The sequence below is a fragment of the Vannielia litorea genome (genome assembly GCF_900142295.1).
Classification (GTDB): Bacteria; Pseudomonadota; Alphaproteobacteria; order Rhodobacterales; family Rhodobacteraceae; genus Vannielia; species Vannielia litorea.
In genome coordinates, this window is sequence record NZ_FSRL01000001.1 from 3464638 (window position 1) to 3482823 (window position 18186).

The 18186-nt window shown below is 65.3% G+C and carries 20 protein-coding genes; 7 read left to right on the forward strand and 13 right to left on the reverse strand.

The window, feature by feature from the left end; all coding sequences use genetic code 11:
• Positions 1–14 precede the first annotated feature (14 nt).
• The 6 genes from BUR94_RS16915 to hemJ form a co-directional block, all read right to left on the reverse strand.
• Positions 15–815 (reverse strand): ParA family protein, encoded by an 801-nt coding sequence (locus BUR94_RS16915; protein ID WP_074257336.1) that lies wholly within the window; start codon positions 813–815, stop codon positions 15–17.
• Positions 808–1428, reverse strand: a complete 621-nt coding sequence (rsmG, locus tag BUR94_RS16920; protein WP_074257337.1) for a 16S rRNA (guanine(527)-N(7))-methyltransferase RsmG — start codon at positions 1426–1428, stop codon at positions 808–810. Before rsmG ends, BUR94_RS16915 begins: the two co-directional genes overlap by 8 nt.
• A complete protein-coding gene (mnmG, locus tag BUR94_RS16925) occupies positions 1425–3299 on the reverse strand; it encodes a tRNA uridine-5-carboxymethylaminomethyl(34) synthesis enzyme MnmG (protein WP_074257338.1) in 1875 nt (624 codons plus the stop codon). The genes rsmG and mnmG overlap by 4 nt, the downstream gene beginning before the upstream one ends.
• Before the next feature lie 2 nt (positions 3300–3301).
• Positions 3302–4582, reverse strand: coding sequence for a tRNA uridine-5-carboxymethylaminomethyl(34) synthesis GTPase MnmE (gene mnmE / locus BUR94_RS16930; RefSeq protein WP_074257339.1), 1281 nt, complete (start codon positions 4580–4582; stop codon positions 3302–3304).
• A gap of 27 nt (positions 4583–4609) precedes the next feature.
• The gene (gene rho / locus BUR94_RS16935) at positions 4610–5881 is read right to left on the reverse strand and encodes a transcription termination factor Rho (protein WP_074257340.1); all 1272 of its coding nucleotides are present in this window, start codon (positions 5879–5881) and stop codon (positions 4610–4612) included.
• Between the two features lie 129 nt (positions 5882–6010).
• A complete protein-coding gene (hemJ, locus tag BUR94_RS16940; RefSeq protein ID WP_074257341.1) occupies positions 6011–6466 on the reverse strand; it encodes a protoporphyrinogen oxidase HemJ in 456 nt (151 codons plus the stop codon).
• Between the two features lie 387 nt (positions 6467–6853).
• Between hemJ and BUR94_RS16945 the strand changes: the two genes are divergently transcribed.
• Genes BUR94_RS16945 through dnaQ form a run of 4 tightly spaced genes read left to right on the forward strand, consistent with a single transcriptional unit; the run spans position 6854 to position 9561 of the window.
• Complete coding sequence (locus tag BUR94_RS16945; protein WP_074257342.1) at positions 6854–7453, forward strand: Maf family protein; 600 nt, start codon at positions 6854–6856, stop codon at positions 7451–7453.
• Positions 7450–8283 carry a shikimate dehydrogenase gene (locus tag BUR94_RS16950; protein WP_074257343.1) on the forward strand — a complete coding sequence of 278 codons (834 nt, stop codon included), beginning with the start codon at positions 7450–7452 and terminating at the stop codon, positions 8281–8283. Before BUR94_RS16945 ends, BUR94_RS16950 begins: the two co-directional genes overlap by 4 nt.
• Positions 8280–8876, forward strand: coding sequence for a dephospho-CoA kinase (gene coaE, locus BUR94_RS16955; protein WP_074257344.1), 597 nt, complete (start codon positions 8280–8282; stop codon positions 8874–8876). The genes BUR94_RS16950 and coaE overlap by 4 nt, the downstream gene beginning before the upstream one ends.
• A complete protein-coding gene (gene dnaQ / locus BUR94_RS16960) occupies positions 8869–9561 on the forward strand; it encodes a DNA polymerase III subunit epsilon (protein ID WP_074257345.1) in 693 nt (230 codons plus the stop codon). The genes coaE and dnaQ overlap by 8 nt, the downstream gene beginning before the upstream one ends.
• Here the strand turns inward: dnaQ and secB are convergent.
• Both secB and BUR94_RS16970 read right to left on the reverse strand, forming a co-directional pair.
• Positions 9558–10064, reverse strand: a complete 507-nt coding sequence (gene secB, locus BUR94_RS16965) for a protein-export chaperone SecB (RefSeq protein ID WP_074257346.1) — start codon at positions 10062–10064, stop codon at positions 9558–9560. The two genes, dnaQ and secB, sit on opposite strands and share 4 nt — an antisense overlap.
• Before the next feature lie 58 nt (positions 10065–10122).
• Entirely contained in the window at positions 10123–10596 is a 474-nt protein-coding gene (locus BUR94_RS16970) for an FxsA family protein (protein ID WP_074257347.1), read from the reverse strand.
• Positions 10597–10699: 103 nt separating this feature from the next.
• Between BUR94_RS16970 and BUR94_RS16975 the strand changes: the two genes are divergently transcribed.
• From BUR94_RS16975 to BUR94_RS16985, 3 genes are read left to right on the forward strand one after another with little or no spacing between them, the layout of a single operon-like run.
• A complete protein-coding gene (locus tag BUR94_RS16975; protein ID WP_074257348.1) occupies positions 10700–11362 on the forward strand; it encodes a Tim44/TimA family putative adaptor protein in 663 nt (220 codons plus the stop codon).
• 6 nt (positions 11363–11368) lie between these two features.
• Positions 11369–12271, forward strand: coding sequence for a murein transglycosylase A (mltA, locus tag BUR94_RS16980; RefSeq protein WP_074257349.1), 903 nt, complete (start codon positions 11369–11371; stop codon positions 12269–12271).
• Positions 12268–12852 carry a Smr/MutS family protein gene (locus BUR94_RS16985; protein WP_074257350.1) on the forward strand — a complete coding sequence of 195 codons (585 nt, stop codon included), beginning with the start codon at positions 12268–12270 and terminating at the stop codon, positions 12850–12852. Before mltA ends, BUR94_RS16985 begins: the two co-directional genes overlap by 4 nt.
• Here the strand turns inward: BUR94_RS16985 and BUR94_RS16990 are convergent.
• From BUR94_RS16990 to hslV, 5 genes are read right to left on the reverse strand one after another with little or no spacing between them, the layout of a single operon-like run.
• Positions 12835–14058 carry an MFS transporter gene (locus BUR94_RS16990; RefSeq protein WP_074257351.1) on the reverse strand — a complete coding sequence of 408 codons (1224 nt, stop codon included), beginning with the start codon at positions 14056–14058 and terminating at the stop codon, positions 12835–12837. The two genes, BUR94_RS16985 and BUR94_RS16990, sit on opposite strands and share 18 nt — an antisense overlap.
• A gap of 39 nt (positions 14059–14097) precedes the next feature.
• A complete protein-coding gene (locus BUR94_RS16995; RefSeq protein ID WP_074257352.1) occupies positions 14098–15213 on the reverse strand; it encodes an alpha/beta hydrolase in 1116 nt (371 codons plus the stop codon).
• 39 nt (positions 15214–15252) lie between these two features.
• On the reverse strand, positions 15253–16563 hold the full coding sequence (gene hslU / locus BUR94_RS17000) for an ATP-dependent protease ATPase subunit HslU (protein WP_074257353.1): 1311 nt from the start codon (positions 16561–16563) through the stop codon (positions 15253–15255).
• Positions 16560–17630: a hypothetical protein gene (locus tag BUR94_RS17005; protein WP_074257354.1), complete on the reverse strand. Its 1071-nt coding sequence runs from the start codon at positions 17628–17630 to the stop codon at positions 16560–16562. The genes hslU and BUR94_RS17005 overlap by 4 nt, the downstream gene beginning before the upstream one ends.
• Positions 17627–18184, reverse strand: coding sequence for an ATP-dependent protease subunit HslV (hslV, locus tag BUR94_RS17010; RefSeq protein ID WP_074257355.1), 558 nt, complete (start codon positions 18182–18184; stop codon positions 17627–17629). The genes BUR94_RS17005 and hslV overlap by 4 nt, the downstream gene beginning before the upstream one ends.
• Positions 18185–18186: the final 2 nt, after the last annotated feature.

The window sequence follows — 18186 nt, forward strand, 5'->3', positions numbered from 1 at the left end:
TTGTTGTGCCGCTCTCACTGGGCGGGTCGGCCCAGCAGCTCTTTTGCCAGGTCGCGGTAGGCGATGCTGCCCTTGGACGAGGGGTCGTAATCCAGCACCGGCATGGCAAAACTCGGCGCTTCGCTGACACGCACGTTGCGGGGAATACGTGTTTGGAATACGAGGTCGCCCAATGCCTCGCGCGCGTCGTCATCTACCTGTTGCGACAGGTTGTTGCGCGTGTCGTACATGGTGAGCACCACGCCCTCGATCCGCAGCTTCGGGTTTGCCGTTTCGCGCACCTCGCGCAGGGTCAGCATCAGCTGCGACAGGCCCTCGAGCGCGTAGAACTCCGATTGCAGCGGCACCAGCACGGAATCGGCGGCGATCATTGCGTTGACTGTCAGAAGGTTCAGCGAGGGCGGACAATCGATGAGGATGTAATCGAGCGAATACCTGTCGATCTCGGGCTGGCGGAGGGCATCATGCAGCAAGTGGCTGCGGCGCTCGTTGGCGACGAGTTCGATGTCGGCCGAGCTGAGATCGGTAGTGGAGGGAGCGATCAGCAGGTTATCTACATCGGTGGCAAGGACCACGTCGCGAAGGGGCGCATCATCGAGCAGCAGGTCGTATGTTGTTTTCTTCCGGTCCGCGGCTTCGACCCCGAGGCCGGTGGAGGCGTTGCCTTGAGGGTCGAGATCGACGATCAGCACGGCCTTGCCTTCGGCGGCAAGGGCAGCCCCGAGGTTGATGGCCGTGGTCGTCTTGCCCACGCCGCCTTTCTGGTTGGCGACAGCGATGATCTTGGGCGCCTTGGGACGGGTCGGGTCAGACACGGGTTATGTTTCCTATAGTGAGAAGGGCGCCGGTTGGGTCGGTTTCGCTGGGGTGTTTTTGAACGTCGAAGGCCCATTTTTCAAGCGCCTTCGCGAGCTCTGCGTCATGTTGCGCGCCCTTCAGGAAAAGGGCAATGCCGCCGCGGGCGAGGTGCCTCTCGGCGTGGTCCAGAAGGGCGGTGAGCGGGGCGAGGGCCCGGGCGGAAAGGGCCTGGGCGCGGCGCGGCTCGAGAGCCTCGACCCGGGCGGAGTGGATGCTGGCCGTGATGCCGGTTTCCCGGAGGACGGTTGCGAGAAACGTGCATTTACGCTGGTCGGATTCTACGAATTCGAAGGTCAGCTCCGGGCGGGAGTCGGCAGCCAGGATCGCGCAGACGAGGCCCGGAAAGCCGCCGCCGGTTCCGATATCGAGCCAGAGGCCGGAGGTTGGGCCGTGCTGGAGCACTTGGGCGGAGTCGAGGAAGTGGCGCCGCCAGAGGTCGGGCAGGGTGGCAGGTGCGACAAGGTTTATCGCCTTGTTCCACTTGGCCAGCAGCGCGGCGTAGGTGTCGAGCCTTTGGCATGTTTCACGTGAAACGTCGAGGCGGACGAGCACCTCTTCGCGGGCGGTCATGAGGCTTTTCGCTGTTGATCGCGCCGGAGGCGGGCGAGGATGAGGCCCAGTGCTGCAGGGGTCATGCCGCCGATACGGGAGGCTTGGCCGATGGAGTGCGGTCGGGCTGCGGTGAGCTTCATCCGAAGTTCGTTGGAAAGGCCCTGCAGGTCGGAATAATCGAAATCCTCAGGGATCTTGCGGTTCTCGTCCCGCTCCATCGCCGCGACGTCCTTTTCTTGCCGCGCGATGTAGTTGTGATAGAGCGCGTCACGCTCGACCTGAGTGGCAATGGCCGGGGCGATGTGAGCCAGGTCGGGCGCCAACGGTGCGAGCTTTTGCAGGCTTGCATCCGGCAGGCCTAGGGCCTCGATGCCGTCACGTCTCGGGCCATCTGCGTTGACCCGGAATCCGGCAGAGGAAAGCTCGCGGGAGGAGAAACTGAGCGCGGCCAGGGATCTGCGCGCGGACTCGAGGGACTCCATCTTAGCAGTGAAGGCCTCCTTGCGGGCATCACCAACGCAACCGAATTCGATGCCGCGCGGGGTAAGGCGCTGGTCGGCATTGTCGGCTCGGAGCGAGAGGCGGAACTCGGCGCGGGAGGTGAACATACGGTAGGGCTCGGCAACCCCCTGGGTGATGAGATCGTCGATCATGACGCCAATGTAGGAATCGGCCCGGCTGAAGGTGATTGCATCGCCATCACCGGCCCGACGTGCGGCGTTGAGGCCGGCAACCAGCCCCTGTGCCGCGGCCTCCTCATAGCCCGTAGTGCCATTGATCTGGCCAGCGAGATAGAGATTGGGCAGGGCGCGCAGCTCCAGTGACGCGGTGAGTGCGCGGGGGTCGATGTAATCATACTCGATGGCATAGCCCGGCTGGAGGATGTTGACCTGTTCGAGCCCGGCGATGGAGCGGACATAGGCCTCCTGCACATCCTCCGGGAGCGAAGTGGAGATACCGTTCGGGTAGATCGTCGGGTCGTCCAACCCCTCCGGCTCAAGGAAGATCTGGTGCGAGTCCTTCGTGGCGAAGCGCACCACCTTGTCTTCGATCGACGGGCAGTAGCGGGGGCCGACACCCTCGATATGCCCGCCATACATGGCGCTGCGATGGAGGTTTTCAGTGATGATTTCGTGGGTGCGCGTGTTGGTATAGGTGATGCCGCAGGAGACCTGCCGGGCCAAAGGCACTGTGGAGAGGAAGGAAAACAGCGTGGGCTCATCATCACCGGGTTGCTCCTCCAGGCCCTCCCAGTTGATGGAGCGGCCGTCGAGGCGCGGGGGTGTGCCGGTCTTTAGACGGCCAAGGGGAAGATTGAGAGTGGAGAGCTGGTCGGCCAGCAGCTGGGACCGATCCGCGCCCATACGGCCGCCGGGATAGGATTTGTCGCCGATATGAATGGTGCCGCGCAGGAAGGTGCCGGTGGTCAGCACGACGGCGGCTGAGCGCAGGGAGGTGCCGTCGCCCAACAGTACACCGCTGACCGATCCGTGCTCGATGACGAGGCCCGACACCTCTGCCTCAACGACGGAGAGGTTTTTGGTGGCAGTGAGGGCGGCGCCCATGGCCTGACGATAGAGCTTTCGGTCAGCCTGGGCGCGGGGGCCCTGGACGGCAGGGCCCTTCTTGCGATTCAGTAAGCGGAACTGGATTCCCGCGGCGTCCGCCACGCGACCCATCAGCCCATCCAGCGCGTCGATCTCGCGAACCAGGTGACCCTTGCCGAGGCCGCCGATGGCCGGGTTGCAGGACATCACCCCAAGGTCGGACGCGCGCAGCGTGACCAGGGCGGTGCGAGCGCCCATCCGGGCGGCGGCATGTGCGGCGTCGGCACCGGCGTGACCGCCGCCAACCACGATGACGTCGAAGTCATGTTTCACGTGAAACACCCCTACTTTCCGATGCAGAAGCTGGAGAAGATCTCGCCCAGCAGGTCTTCTACCCCGATGCGTCCGGTCAGGGCCTCGATCCGGCGCAGGGCGGTGCGCAGTTCTTCCGCCGCAAGTTCCGCCCGCTCGGGCCCCGCTTCTACCTCGATTCGAGCGTCCCGCAAAGCGGAGGAGGCGGTTTGCAGCGCGGCGCGATGGCGGGCGTGGGTCGCGGTGGTTTGCGCAGGAAGCCGGCCCGAAAGCTCGCGCTGGATATGCGAAAAGAGGGCGTCGAGGCCCTGACCGGTGAGGCCGGAGAGGGCGAGGGCAGTCGAGGGCGCTTTGGAGAGGTCGGCCTTGGGGTGGGCGAGAACGTCGCCGGGTTGGAGAGTCACACCGGAAGGCGGGCCAAGGAAGATGCGGAGATCGGCAGATTGCGCCCTGGCCTTGGCCCGTTCGACGCCGATCGCTTCGATCGTGTCCTCGGTGTCACGCAGGCCGGCGGTGTCGAGCAGGGTGACCGGGAGGCCGCCGATATCCATGCGGACCTCGATGACATCACGGGTGGTGCCGGCAATCTCGGAGGTAATGGCAGCCTCGCGCCCGGCGAGGCGGTTGAGCAGCGTGGATTTGCCGGCATTGGGCGCGCCCACAATGGCCACCTCGAAACCTTCCCGGATCCGCTCGGCGGCAGCCACACCCTGCGCCTCGGCCTCGAACTCGCCGATCAGCCGGTCGATCAGATCGAGCACCTCTGCAGTGGTATCCTCCGGCACCTCCTCATCGGCGAAGTCGATCATGGCTTCGAGCAGGGCTGCCGCTCGGATGAGGAGGCTGCGCCAGGCTTCGACCTTGGCACCGAGTGCGCCGGAGAAGGTGGCCTGGGCAAGACGGCGCTGTGCTTCGGTCTCGGCTTCGATCAGGTCGGCGAGACCTTCGACCTGGGCGAGGTCGAGCTGATCGTTCTCGAGCGCACGCCGGGTGAACTCACCGGCCTCTGCCAGGCGAACTCCGGGGAGGGAAGTCAGTTGAGACAGGAGGGCGCGGACCACGGCAATGGAGCCGTGGGTCTGAAGCTCGACCACCTCTTCCCCGGTGAAGCTGGCACCGGGCTCGAACACCAGCACGAGGGCAGTATCGAGGAGCCCGTCGGCGCCTCGCAGGGGCATAAGCGTGGCACGGCGCGGCTCTGGAACGCGACCCGCAAGCCGGAGGAGCGCGGCCTTGGCAGAGGGGCCCGAGATACGGATCACCGCAACCCCCGCGCGGCCGGGCGCGGTGGCTTGGGCGACAATCGTGTCCATCTTTAACTCCTTGATAAACCTGAATTATCAGGTGTTCATGGAGTCGAAGAACTCGGCGTTGTTCTTGGTCTGCTTCAACTTGCCGATCAGGAACTCGATGGCGTCGGTCGTGCCCATCGGGTTCAGGATGCGGCGCAGGACGAAGGTCTTTTGCAGATCCTTCTGATCGACAAGGAGATCCTCTTTCCGGGTGCCGGACTTGAGGATGTCCATCGCGGGGAACACGCGCTTGTCAGCCACCTTCCGGTCGAGCACGATTTCGGAGTTGCCGGTGCCCTTGAACTCTTCGAAGATCACCTCGTCCATCCGCGAGCCGGTGTCGATGAGCGCGGTGGCGATGATGGTGAGCGAGCCGCCTTCCTCGATGTTCCGGGCGGCGCCAAAGAAACGCTTGGGGCGCTGAAGCGCGTTGGCGTCCACACCGCCGGTCAGCACCTTGCCGGAGGAGGGCACAACGGTGTTGAAGGCGCGGCCGAGGCGGGTGATGGAGTCGAGCAGGATGACGACATCGCGTTTGTGCTCGACGAGGCGCTTGGCCTTTTCGATCACCATGTCGGAGACGGCGACGTGGCGGGTGGCGGGCTCGTCGAAGGTGGAGGAAACCACCTCGCCCTTCACCGAGCGCTGCATGTCGGTCACCTCTTCGGGGCGTTCGTCGATCAGCAGGACGATGAGGTAGCACTCGGGGTGATTGCGCTCGATCGAATGGGCGATGTTTTGCAGCAGGACAGTCTTACCCGTCCGCGGCGGCGCCACGATGAGCGACCGCTGGCCTTTGCCGATGGGCGCCACCAGGTCGATGATGCGGGCCGAACGGTCCTTGATGGTGGGATCGTCGATTTCCATGATCAGGCGCTCGTCGGGATAGAGCGGCGTCAGGTTGTCGAAGTTGATCTTGTGGCGGGCCTTCTCCGGCTCCTCGAAGTTGATCTGCGTGACCTTTATCATGCAGAAGTAGTTCTCGTTGTCGCCGGGCGCCTTGATGAAGCCTTCCACGGTGTCGCCGGTGCGCAGACCGTGCTGGCGGATCATCTCGGGCGACAGGTAGATGTCATCGGGACCGGGCAGGTAGTTGGCCTCGGGGGAGCGCAGAAATCCGAAGCCGTCCTGCAACACGTCGAGCACGCCGTCACCGACGATATCCCAGCCCTCCTCGGCGCGCTCCTTGAGGATGGCGAACATCATGTCGCCCTTGCGCATCGTGGAGGCGTTGTCGATCTCCAGCTCCTCGGCCATCGACAAAAGGTCGGCGGGCGTCTTGGACTTGAGATCGTAAAGGGAGAGCTGTGGCTGGGTCATGAAACGGGCCTTCGCTGCGTCTGCCGCCGGTGGGGCGGTGCGCGGAATGTCATAGCGGGAAGATCCACGGCCGGACGGCCGCTTGCGCTGGGGAGATAAGGGTCGGGGCCTTGCGAGTCAAGAAGCCGGTCAGAACGGGCGCACGACGATGGAGATGACGATGACGACGAGAAGCAGCGTGGGCAGCTCGTTCATCATCCGGTAGGTGCGGCCGGAGACGGTGTTGGTGCCGGCGGCAAACGCCTTGCGGCGCTTTCCGAGCCAGTGATGAAACCAGGTGAGCCCGAGGATGGCGGCGAGCTTGGTGTAGGGCCAGGCCGCAGACCAATCGACAACGCCGGGCGTGAAGGCCAGCATCAGCCCGAAGATCCAGGTGGCGATCATGGCCGGGTTCATGATGAGGCGCAGAAGCTTCATCTCCATCATGCGGAGCATCTCGTCGGAGTGGGCGTTCTCGATCCCTTTCTCTGCATGATGCACGAACAGTCGGGGCAGGTAGAAGATCCCGGCCATCCAGGAGATGACCGCGAGGATATGGAGTGTCTTTGTCCAGGGATAGAACCAGGCGAGAAAGTCTGAGAGCACGGGTCACCTCCTGGCCCCCTTCAATAATAAAATAGAATCTTAAGAAAGGTTGTTTTTGTAGTAGGGGCTGGGGATATGGGGATTACCGGATTGTCCACAGTTCTGCACACAGAAGAGACGTATGCGAACGGTTCCATCCAGGTTTCATTTTTTACCGTATAATCAGATAGTTACAGAATTTGCCTGTGGATAACCCTTGGGATATCTCATGGATCGGCTGTGAGTGGCACAAAATTTCCAACGCCCGGCTGAACGCTTCTCCTCATGGGGAGGAAACCGGCGAGCCTGGGGAGAAGCGCTGGGTTTGGCGACGGGTTGCAGCCTGTGGAGAATACGGTCACATCACTTGCACAGCCTGCACCCAGAGTCCTCCACGAGGTTATCCACATGACACAGCCTTTGCTCTTGGCATCCGGGTCCGAGACCAGGGCCACGCTGCTGCAGAATGCCGGCGTGCCCTTCGAGGTGGAGCTGCCACGGGTGGACGAGGCGGCGCTGCGGGCGTCGCTGGAGGCCGAAGGCGCCAAGCCGCGCGACGTGGCCGATGCGCTGGCGGAGATGAAGGCGGCCAAGATCGGCGGCAAGCGACCGGAGCGCATGGTTCTGGGCTGCGACCAGGTGCTGGATTTCGGTGGCCGGATCCTCGCCAAGCCGGAAAGCCCCGAAGAGGCGGTTTCGCAGATCACGGAGATGGCCGGGCAGAAGCACATGCTGCTCTCTGCCGCCGTGATCTACGAGGGTGGCGAGCCCGTGTGGCGGCATGTGGGTGTGACGCGGCTCTACATGCGGCAGCTGAGCCGTGGCTATGTAGAGGACTACGTGGACCGGAACTGGGAGAGCATCCGCTGGTGTGTCGGCGGCTACAAGCTCGAGGAAGAAGGTGCGCGGCTCTTTGCCCGCGTGGAGGGCGACTATTTCAATGTGCTGGGATTGCCGCTATTGGAACTGCTGAACTATCTGGCGATCAAGGGTGTGATCCCGACATGACGGAAAAGATACCGCTGGCCGGAGTGATCGGGTCACCGATCGCACATTCCCGGTCTCCGGCGTTGCACCGGCACTGGCTCGAAAGCCTCGGGTTGCAGGGGCACTACATCCCCATGGATGTCAGCCACGAGAACCTCGCGGAGGTCTTGCGTGTGCTGCCGAAGATGGGGTTCGTGGGCTGCAACATCACCATTCCACACAAGGTGGCGGCCCTGAACCTTGCCGATGCGGTGAGTGACCGGGCAGCGCTGATCGGCTCGGCCAATACGCTGATCTTTCGGGATGATGGCAGTATTTACGCTGATAATACCGATGGTTACGGCTTCATTGCCAACCTCAGGGCCGGGGCGCCGGACTGGAGCCCGCAGGATGGGCCGGTGGTTATCTTCGGGGCCGGCGGCGCGTGCCGTGCCGTGCTGGCCTCGCTGATCGAGGCGGGATGCACCGACATCCGCCTGGCCAATCGCTCGCGGCCAAGAGCCGAGGCGCTGCGCACCGAGTTCGGCCCCAAGATCACCGTTTATGACTGGGTGCTGGCGGGCAGCATGATCGAAGGGGCGGCGCTGATCGTGAACACCACCTCTCTCGGGATGGTGGGCAAGGCCGAGTTCAAGGTGCCGCTCGATGCGCTCGCCCCCGACATGGTGGTGACCGATATCGTCTACACGCCGCTGGACACGGAGCTGCTGAAGACCGCTGCCGCCAAGGGCTGCACCACGGTGGACGGGTTGGGCATGCTGATTCACCAGGGTGCGCCAGGTTTTGAACGGTGGTTCGGGCAGCGCCCGCCGGTGACGGACCAGACCCGCGCGGCGGTGATGGGCTGGTGACACGGCCCACCCGGATAGGGCTGACCGGCGGGATAGGCATGGGCAAGTCGACGACAGCGGCCATGTTTGCCGACGAGGGCGTGGCGGTGTGGGACGCGGATGCGGCGGTGCACCGGCTCTATGCCGAGGGAGGCGCGGCGGTGCCGGCGATTGCCGGGTTGCGTCCCGAGGCCGTGGTGGCTGGGGCGGTATCCCGCCCGGCCTTGCGGGACTGGATCGCCGAGGATGCAACGGCACTGAAGCAGATCGAGGCAGTGGTGCATCCGCTGGTCCAGCAGGACAGGGCCAGGTTTGCGATGGAGGCGGCGGGGGATATCCTGCTCTTCGACATTCCGCTCCTCTTCGAGACCGGCGGCGATGCCGAGATGGATCTGACCGTGACTGTCTCTTGCAGCGCGGAGGAGCAGAGGCGCCGGGTGCTGGAAAGGGGCAGCATGGACGAGGCGAGCTTTCGGCGGATCCTGGCGGCGCAGATGCCGGATGCCGAAAAGCGCAAGCGCGCCGACAGGGTGATCGAAACCGAAACGCTCGAGGGCGCGCGGGCGCAGGTGCGGGCCATCGTGGCGGAGATCAGGGAAAAGACCGATGCGTGAAATCGTTCTGGATACCGAGACCACGGGGTTCGACCCCTTTGACGGCGACCGGATCGTGGAGATCGGGGCGGTGGAGCTGGTGGGCCACATGCCGACCGGCAATCACTATCACCAGTATATCAATCCGCAGCGCGATATGCCGACAGAGGCCTTCCAGGTGCACGGGATCAGCGCGGAGTTCCTGGCCGACAAGCCGGTGTTTGCTGCCGTGGCACAGGATTTTCTGGACTTCATCGGCGACGCCAAGCTGGTGATCCACAATGCCGCCTTCGACATGAAGTTCCTGAACTACGAGCTGAAGCAGGTCGGCAAGCCGCTCATCGCCGATGCGCGGGCGATCGACACGGTGGCGATGGCACGCAAGAAATTTCCGGGCTCGCCGGCCTCGCTCGATGCTTTGTGCCGCAGGTTCGGGATCACCGCGGAGCGCGAGCTGCACGGGGCCTTGCTCGACAGCCAGATCCTTGCGGATGTCTACCTGGAGCTGATCGGCGGGCGGCAGCCCGGGCTGGTGCTTTCGGAAACCGCGAACCGGACCGAGACCGGCGCGACGGACTCCAATTGGCGGCCGAAGCCGCGGCCCGAGGCGCTGGCGGCGCGGATCACCGAAAAGGAAGAGGCCGCGCACCGGGCCTTCGTGGAAAAGCTCGGTGACGCGGCGCTCTGGAGGCGGTTCGGCGCCTAGGCGTCGGCCTTGGGAGCGGTCTCGGCGCGTTTGGCCAGCTCCTGGCGATACAGCGCGACGAAGTCGATGTTCTGCAGGTTGACCGGCGGGAAGTTTCCGTCGCGGGTGATGTCGGACACGATGCGGCGGACGAAGGGGAAGATCTGGCGCGGGCACTCGATCAGCAGGAACGGGTGCAGCTGGTCGTCCGGAACGCCGTCGATATGGAAGACGGCGCCATAGTCGAGCTCGAGCAGGAAGAGCGTGGACCCGTCCGGCTTGTTCTTGCTCTCGACCTTGCACTTGATCGAGACCTCATACTGGTTGGGCGTGGTGCGCTTGCGGGCGTCGACGGCCACCGCCACCTGCATCTCGGGCTGAACCTCGCCCTGCACGCCCTTTTGCACGACGATGTTCTCGAAAGACATGTCGCGGATGAACTGGGCGAGGATCTGCAGCTGCACCTGGGGTGCCTGCTGCGGCTGCTCCGGCGCGGCTGCGCCGTTCTCAGGGGTGTCGGCCATGGGGCTCTGTCTCCGGTTTTTCAGGTCGGGCCTGCTTTATCAGGACCGGAGGCCAGCCTCAATGGCGCGTCCAGCCCGAGTTGCCGGGGATACCGGGCTTGTCGGGGGTGACCTCGTGGTACGTGCCCTCGACCACGTCATCGCGGGGCGGGCGCTGGGCGGTGGTGCCCATGGTGAAGCTCTGCACCTTCACCCGCTTGCGCAGCCAGGCGAAGGCCTTGGTGCGGAAGGCGGGGACCAGCAGCAAAAAGCCCACCGCGTCGGTGAAGAAGCCGGGGGTGAGCAGGAGCGCGCCGGAAAACAGGATCATCGCGCCGTGGGCCAGGGGCTCGGTCGGGTCGCGCAACTCGTTGAACCGGCCCTGAAGCTCGGCCAGCACCTGCCGACCCTGGCTCTTGACCAGCCAGGTGCCGAGGATCGCGGTGAGAACGACGATCCCGAGGGTGGGCCAGAGCCCGATCAGGCCGCCGACCTGGATGAACAGGGCGATCTCGATGATCGGAACAGCGATGAAAAGCGCGAGTAGGGGCATCAAACCTCCGTAAGTGTCGCAGGGCGGCTGGTGGACTCGTCCCCTGCGACGCCCTACATATGATCGGAACGCTCCAATTGCCACTTTTGTGCCCGAGGACCTTATGAATCTTGCTGTGATCCAGCTTCTTGTGCTTGCCGGCGTCGCGATCTTCCTGATCCTGCGTCTGCGCTCCGTGCTGGGCACCCGGGAAGGGTTTGAAAAGCCGCAGGCGCCGCTGCCCGGCCCGAGCCGGAGCCAGGACAAGGGGCGCTCCTTCGAGGTCATCGAGGGCGGGGTCGATCGTGATATCGCCGACCACGTGCCCGAGGGCGATGCCGCCGATGCGCTGGCGCGGATGAAGGGTGTTGAGCCCGGCTTCTCGGTGGGCGAGTTTCTTCAGGGCGCGCGTGGTGCCTACGAGATGATCCTGATGGCTTTCGAGCGCGGCGACCTAGACAGTGTCGCGCCGTTTCTCGACGACGAGGTGCTGGAGAGCTTCTCCGAAGTGGTGAAGATGCGCGCCGAGAATGGCGTGACGGTCGACGCCAGCTTCATCGGTGTGCGCGAGACGACTCTGAAACAGGCCACCTTCGACCAGGAAAGCGGCGAGGCCGAGATTACCGTGCGGTTTGTCGGCGAGCTGACGAGCGTGGTGCGCGATGCCGGCGGCGATATTGTGGAGGGCGACCCGAACGCGATCAAGCGGCAGCGCGATGTCTGGACCTTTGCCCGCCGGATGGGCACGGGCGACCCGAACTGGATACTGGTCGCCACCGGCGAGTGAGGTTTCGTGGAGCGGATCGCCCTGACCGCCCTGCCCGGCTGGGCGGAGGACGATCCCGATGCGGCCTTTGCGGCCTATCTCCTGACAGCTGACCCTGACGATCCGGCGCATGGTGTTGCGCAGGGCGGGGCGCGGGCCTTTCTGGAAAAGCATTTCGAGGCCGAACTGGTGAGCGCCGAGGCGGAGCTGACCGGGTATTTCGAGCCGGTCTATGAGGGCGCGCGCGCGCGCGGCGGACGGTATGGCGTGCCGGTCCACGGGTTGCCCGAGGGTTGGGAACCCGGGGAGGGGTTTGCGGCGCGGGCGGAGATTGAAGCCGGCGACCTGCTGGCCGGGCAGGAACTGGCCTGGCTGACATCGCCGCTCGATGCCTTTCTGTTGCAGGTTCAGGGCTCCGGCCGGGTCCGGTTGCCGGATGGCACCGAGATGCGGCTGGGCTATGCGGGCAAGAACGGCCACCGATACGTGTCGCTCGGCAAGCTGCTGCTGGAGCGGGGCGTGTTGCAGGCGAGCGATGTTTCGATGCAGGCGATCCAGGCATGGTTTGCCGACAATCCCGAGGCCGGTCGCGCGGCCCTGCTGGAGAACCCGAGTTACGTGTTCTTCCGCCTGCTCGATGAAGTACCGCCCGAACTCGGACCGATCGGCACCTCGGGCGTGCCGCTCACGGCGCAGCGCAGCGTTGCGGTGGACCCGGAGAACATACCGCTCGGGAGCCTCGTGTATCTCGACACGTCGCCGACCGAGACGCCGCCGCGGCTTTGCGTGGCGCAGGATACCGGCGGGGCGATCAAGGGGCCGGGGCGGACCGATCTCTACTGCGGAACCGGCGAAGAGGCCGGGGCACAGGCGGGCCGCTTGCATGCGACATTTCGGGCCTATCGGCTTGTGCGGAAGGCCGCGCCGTGAGCCGCAAGACGCCAAGACGGCTATCGGCCGAGGACGAGGAGCTTTGGCGGAAGGTCGTGGCGAAGGCGACGCCGATGGCGCGAAGCAGGCCCAAGCCGAAGGTGAAGGAAGAGGCGACACAGAAGAGCGTGCATGAGCCGGAGCCGCGCCCGGTGTTCGTGCCCCAGCCTTTCACGCTGGGGGCCACCGCGCAGCCGCGACCCGCGGCGGAACCGGCGGCCAAACCCGCCCCCGCGATGGATCGCAAGGCATTCAACCGGATGAGGCGGGGCAAGCTCAAGCCCGAGGCGCGGATCGACCTGCACGGGATGACCCTGGCGGAGGCGCACCCGCGGTTGATGAAGTTCATCCATGGCGTGCATGCCGACGGCAAGCGGCTGGTGTTGGTCATCACCGGCAAGGGCCGGACGCGCCCGGAGGACGAGGGGCCCATTCCTTCACGACCCGGCGTGCTGCGGCGACAGGTGCCCGACTGGCTCTCGCGGCCGCCGCTCTCGGCCCTGGTGCTCGAGGTTACGCCCGCCAGCCTGAAGCATGGCGGCGACGGGGCCTATTACGTGTATCTACGCCGGACGCGGTAGGCGGGCGCGGGCCGAGAGAACGCCGAGCGTGATGCAGCCCGCTGCGGCGATGAAATAGGCGGAAATCCAGGGAAGCTGATCTTCGAAGGTCAGTCCGGCGTCGATCAGCCAGCCCGAGATGCCGGGGCCGATGGCGGAGCCGAACACCATGATCGCCCCGGCCATCGCCTTGATCGAGCCGATGTGGCGCGTTCCGAAGAACTCCGCCCAATAGGAACCGGGCAAGGTGGCCTGTGCGCCGGTGCCGATGCCGAAGATGGCGAGGCCGAGTGCGGCCATCACGAGGCTTTCGGCCTGCCAGAGCACGAGGAAGGCCAGGGCGAAGGGCAGCATGTAGAGCATCATCAGCCGCGCGGTGCCGAAGCGGTCGATCAGTGCGCCGGTGACGAAGGTGGCTGCGATGGAGACGGCGGTGAACACCGGCATGAGGGCGAGATAATCGACCAGCGTCCAGCCTTTCTCGCCAGCGAAGTGAACCTGCTGGAAGAAGAGCGAAGTGCCCCAGGCGGCCGGGCCCAGCAGGAGCGGGATGGAGAACCAGAAGAGCGGGTGCCGGATCACCTGGGCGCGGGTCCAGTGCACGCCGTCCATCCCGGCGGAAGGCGTGGCATCGGCCACCGATTGCGGCGTTCGTTCGGCCCGGAGCAGGACGGCAAGTATCGGGAGCGCGGCGAGGCAGAGGGCCGCGGCCAGGACCCAGAGCCAGCGCCAGTGCACCAATGTCATCGCGGCGGCGAAGGCGACGGGGAGCATTGCCTGTCCGAGGGCAAAGCCCATCGAGGAAATCGAAAGCGCCGTGCCGCGCCGACCCACGAACCAGCGGGCCATTGCGACGATCGCGAGATGGGAAAAGAGACCCTGGCCGAAGAGACGGAGGGCGAAGATGACGAAGACGAGCAGCACGGGGCCGGGGACGGCGGCCATGGCGAGGCAGGCCAGGGCGAGGCCGGGACCGACGAGGTTGGCCAAGGCACGCACGCGGTAGCGGTCGGTCAGGGTGCCGGCCCAGACCATCGTGATCGCCGAAAGCGTGGTGCCGAGGGTGTAGATCAGGCCCCATTGCCCATCGGACAGGGCGAAGCCCTCCATGATCTCGCCGGCGAAGATCGAGATGAAGAAGGTCTGACCATAGGAGGAGGTGAAGGAGAGCAGGGCCCCGGCCAACAGGAACGGGGCGTTGCCGCGCAGGAAGCCGATGAAACCCATGCCGCCCTTATCGCGCCCTGCCGCAGGGATGGAAAGTGATCAGTTTCTGCCGGAGAGGACGGTGACCGGCGAGAGGATGATGGAGGTTGCGCTCTGCACCGTAAGGATTGTGCCGGGCACGAGGCCGGTGCGGCCGGAATTGTCTCTGCCGAAGGCGGCATCGACCTCGGAGACCTGACCCAGGATCTTCAGCAGCGCCGGGTTTTCGGCGGCGGTGAAGTGATCGAGGCCGCCACCCTGGAAATTCGATACGTCGATCAGGGTCACGTCGAGATCGGCGACTTCCTTGACGTCCGCGAGGTTTCCGAGCCGGGCGGGCAGCCCGGTGAGTCGGGCGGAGAGGCGCAGTGCCTTGTCGCGGCTGGAGACGAAGATGAGGAACGGTTGCGGCAGCGTGCCAATGCGCTTGGCCTGGGAGCGGAACAGGTCGACGTCGAGATCGGGCGACATGAGCACGACGCCGCCGAGCTTGGGCAGCACCTCCCGGTCATTGCGGATCGCCATCTGGCGGAGGGTTTCCATGACCACGAGCGAGCCCATCGAGTGACCGACGATGGTGATCGAATCCGCGCCGGACCGGGATACCTCTGTCAGGAAGCTCTCGAAGCCGTCTCGGGCGAAGAGCGCGGAGTCGCGGTCGTAGGCGTAGGCCAGCGGGTTCTCGGCGGAGGGCCAGGTGTAGCTGACCGGCAGATCGTCGATCTTGAGATCATGGGTCAGCTGGGCGAGGCGAAAGACCGAATCCGCGATGGTGTTGTTGTAGCCGTGGACGTAGACGACCACGTTGCCGCCGGCCTTGGGCCGTTCGCGGAGGCCGCGCTGGATGGCGGAGCGGAAGCTGGCGGGCGAGGCATAGCGGTTGGCGGCGGTGGCGACGAAGTCGCGGCTGACGTCAGCCCCTCTGCGACGGGCCGTGCGCACCTCGCCGGGCTTGCGGTTGGGCGGCACCGACACGTCGTAGGAGAGAAAGCCGAGTGGCGCCCGCTCGGTGTAGCGCAGGCCCTTCAGGGTTGGGTCGCGCTCCCGCGTACTGCCCACAAAAACGGTATAGGGCGTGCCGATCCCAACCCCGCCCGGCACGATCACCAGAGTGGAGCGCGGCGCGCAGGCGGCGAGCAGGAGAATCAGAACCGAAAGACGCAAAAAACCCTTCATGGTCCGGAAACTAGCTCGCGGCGCGAGCGGTGACCATTCCTATAGGACGTAGCGCGACAAATCGGTCGAACGGGCGAGTTCGCCGAGGTTCTTCTCGACGTAATCGGCGTTAATTTCGACCGCTTCGCCGGACTTGTCGGGGGCGAGGAAGGAGAGCTCCTCGAAGACCCGCTCGATCACGGTGTAGAGCCGGCGTGCGCCGATGTTCTCGACCGACTGGTTGACCTCGGCGGCGATGCGGGCGAGCGCGGCGATGCCGTTGTCGGTGAAGCTTACATCCACGCCCTCGGTCTTCATCAGGGCGGTGTACTGCCGGGTAAGCGCATTGTCGGTTTCGGTGAGGATGCGCACGAAATCCTCCTCGGTGAGCGCCCGGAGTTCCACCCGGATCGGCAGACGCCCCTGAAGTTCGGGCAGCAGGTCGGAGGGTTTGGCGATGTGGAAGGCGCCGGAGGCGATGAAGAGGATATGATCGGTCTTCACCGGGCCGTGCTTGGTGGAGACGGTTGTGCCCTCGATCAGCGGCAACAGGTCGCGCTGCACGCCCTCGCGGCTCACGTCGCCGCCGCGGGTTTCGGCGCGGGCACAGACCTTGTCGATCTCGTCGATGAAGACGATGCCGTTTTCCTGCACCGAGTCCAACGCGGCCGCCTTCACCTGCTCGTCGTCGAGCAGCTTGTCGGCCTCTTCGCCGATCAGGATCTCGTAGCTTTCGGCCACGGTCATCTTGCGGCGCTGGGTGCGGCCGCCGAAGGCCTTGCCGAAGAGATCCTGGAGATGGCCCATGCCCTGCATCCCGCCGCCGGGTTGGCCGGGGATCTCGAGCATCGGAAAGCTGGGCGCGGGCTCGGCGATATCGAGCTCGATCACGGTGTCATCGAGCTCGCCACGGCGGAGCTTTTCGCGGAACATCTCCAGCGTCCTGCCGCGCGCGTCCTCGCCGGCGATGGCGCGCAGCACGCGCTCCTCGGCGCTCTCACGGGCCTTGGCAGTGACTTCCTCGCGCATCAGCTCGCGGGTCTGGGCGATGGCGGCATCGACCAGGTCACGCACGATCTGCTCCACGTCGCGGCCAACGTAGCCGACCTCGGTGAACTTGGTGGCCTCGACCTTGATGAAGGGCGCTTTCGCCAGCTTGGCGAGGCGACGGCTGATCTCGGTCTTGCCGACGCCGGTGGGGCCGATCATCAGGATGTTCTTGGGGTAGACCTCGTCGCGGATGTCGTCGCTGAGCTGCTTGCGCCGCCAGCGGTTGCGCAGGGCCACGGCCACGGCGCGCTTGGCGTCCTTCTGGCCGATGATGAAACGGTCGAGCTCGGAGACGATCTCGCGGGGGGTCAGGTCGGTCATGCGGAAAACTCTCTGGGCCGCGTCCAGGGCGGCAGGTTGTCTTTTCCGGGGAAGCGGGGGAGGGCTGCCATGATCGCGCCGCGGATGCTCTCCCAGAAGGCGCCAAGGGCGACGAGGAAGACACCGAGCAGCAGGATGAAGGCCCAGGTGTTGCCTTCGGCCACGATGGCGACGAGGGCGACGACGTAGCCGATGCCGGAAATGAGGAAGGAGCGGCGGTCGATCACGATGGCGAAGAGGGCCATGAGGAGAAGGAAGCCGCTGAGGATGATATAGGCCGCGGCACCACCTTGCTGGAACAGGGTGAAGGCCACGGTGTTCACGATGGCGGGCGCCGAGATGACGTGCAGCCAGAAGGCCTGCGCTGTGCGGCGGGTCACGCGGTGCGGATCGGACATGTCGAAGCGCAGGGCGAGGACAAGACCGAGGAGACCCATGGCCAGCGTGACCCATGCAAAGGCCGCGTTGTCGGAGAGCAGGAAGGCATCCTGCCAGCGCCGAAACTCGACCCCGGCCAGCGAGGTTGCGGAGAAGGCTGTGACATAGGCGCCGAGTGCGACCAGCAGCAGTGCGAAGGGGATGCGAAACAGCCCCCACCAACCGAGCAGGCAGAGCGTCGTCACGGCAGCGGCCAGGATGATGATGCCTTCTTCCTGGGCGAACCACGAGCCAAGCACCCAGCCGGCCTGCAAGGCGGAAATGGCGAACATGATCGAAAGGGCGATGGAGGGGGCGACCATTCTGCGCCGCTTGGTGAAGTAGCCGGCAAGCGCCGCGAGCACCGCCATGCCGATGACGGCGAACACCAGAAGCGGCATTTCCGGTGCGCCCGAGAGCCAGGCGGACACACCGGTGAGACCACACCAGCCGACGAACAGGATGGTCAGCCCGACCACGATGAAGATCTCGTTGAAGCCCTTGAAGAGCTCAAAGGGCTCATCGAGCCCATCGAGATTTTCGCGGGCGCCGCGGCGGGCATCTGCCAGGGCCACGATGGCGGTGGCCTGGGCCTCGCTGATCTTTCCGGCGCCTACGGCGGCACGGATATCGTCGCCGGTGATGCTCATGCGGTGATCTTTTCAACGGTCAGGTTGCCGTTGGTGTAGACGCAGATGTCGGCGGCGATTTCCATGGCCCGGCGGGCGATGGCCTCGGCGTCGAGATCCTGGTCGATCAGGCCGCGTGCGGCGGCGAGTGCGTAGTTGCCGCCGGAGCCGATGGCGGCAATGCCGTGCTCGGGCTCCAGTACGTCGCCCGCGCCGGTGATGACGAGGAGCTCCTTGCCGTCGGTCACGATGAGCATGGCTTCGAGCTTCTGCAGGTACTTGTCGGTGCGCCAGTCCTTGGCCAGCTCCACGCTGGCGCGGGCCAGCTGGCCGGGTGTGGCCTCGAGCTTCTTTTCCAGGCGCTCCAGCAGGGTGAAGGCATCGGCGGTGGAGCCCGCGAAGCCGCAGACCACCTCGTGCCCGCCGGGCGCAATGCGGCGCACCTTGCGGGCGGTCCCCTTGATCACTGTCTGGCCGAGGCTCACCTGCCCGTCGCCGGCCACCACGACCTCGCCGCCCTTGCGGACCCCGATGATCGTGGTGCCGTGCCAGCCTGGAAATTTGTCGTCCGCCATGG